The following is a 1,153-nucleotide window of genomic DNA, read 5'->3' on the forward strand; positions in this document are numbered from 1 at the left end:
CCGCCGCTACTGGGCGGTGCTGGGCTGCGGCGCCGGCACAGCCGGCGCCGACTGTTGCTCGGCCGGTTGGCCAGGCACGGGCTTGCTGCCCGGATCGCGGAAGTAGCGGAAGAACTCGGACTCCGGCGACAGCACCATGGTGGTTCCGGTGTTGTCCAGCGCGGTGCCATAAGCATTCATCGAGCGATAGAAATCGAAGAAGGCCGGATCGCGCTTGTAGGCATCCGCAAAGGTGGCGCTGCGCTGCGCCTCGCCCTCACCGCGCAGGATTTCCGATTCCTTCTGCGCCTCGGCGACGATCTCGACGACCTCGCGGTCGGCCCGGGCCCTGATGCGTTGCGCCGCCTCGTTGCCGCGTGCTCTCAGCCGCTCGGCTTCCGCCAGACGTTCGGCCTTCATGCGGTCGTAGGTCTGCTGCGAGACTTCCGCCGTCAGATCCGTCCGGCGAATGCGCACGTCCTCGATGTCGAGGCCGAGCGACGTCGCGTCGGGACGGAGCTGATCGCGCACCTCGCGCATCATGACGCCGCGCTCCTCGGAAAGTGCCGCCTCGAAGTCTCGCAGACCATAGACGCGGCGAAGCGCTGCATCGAGGCGCGTCTTCAGCCGGGCTTCGGCAAGTTCCACCTGTCCGGACACGGCCGCCCGGAAGGTGCGCGGATCGGAGATGCGATAGGCGATGAAGGCATCGACCTCGTAGAATTTGCCGCCGGAGACCTGGACGCGGATGTTGTCGAGGTCGAAGCGCATCACTTTCTTCTCGATCGTCTGAACGCTGTCGGCATCGAAGAAGGCGAACGGCGCCTTGAAATAGATGCCTGGCTCGGTCTTGACGTCGATAATCTCGCCGAATCTCAGCACGATGGCCTGCTCGCCCGCCTTGACGACGAACACCGACGAATAGAGCAGAAACAGCAGGACGGCGGCGATGACCGCGATGATGGGAAGACGGTTGGCCATCACTGGTTACCTCCCAGCACCGGCGCCGGCGGCGCCTTCGGCTGCAGTGCCGGCAGCGGCAGATAGGGAAGCACTCCCTGTCCATTGCCCGGTTCGACGACGACCTTGTTCGAGTCCTTCAGGATCCTCTCCATCGTTTCCAGATACAGGCGCTTGCGCGTCACATCGGGCGCCTTGGCGTATTCGTTGTAGA

The 1,153-nt window shown here is 64.5% G+C and carries 1 protein-coding gene and 1 pseudogene; both read right to left on the reverse strand.

Annotation, left to right across the window (positions count from 1 at the left end; all coding sequences use genetic code 11):
* Positions 1-6 precede the first annotated feature (6 nt).
* Entirely contained in the window at positions 7-960 is a 954-nt protein-coding gene (locus EOA38_RS37295) for a protease modulator HflC (RefSeq protein WP_126093146.1), read from the reverse strand.
* Positions 960-1,153: pseudogene (locus EOA38_RS37300) on the reverse strand (protease modulator HflK); the annotation flags it as partial. The pseudogene EOA38_RS37300 and the gene EOA38_RS37295, both read right to left, overlap by 1 nt.

The organism is Mesorhizobium sp. M1E.F.Ca.ET.041.01.1.1 (assembly GCF_003997355.1).
GTDB lineage: Bacteria > Pseudomonadota > Alphaproteobacteria > Rhizobiales > Rhizobiaceae > Mesorhizobium.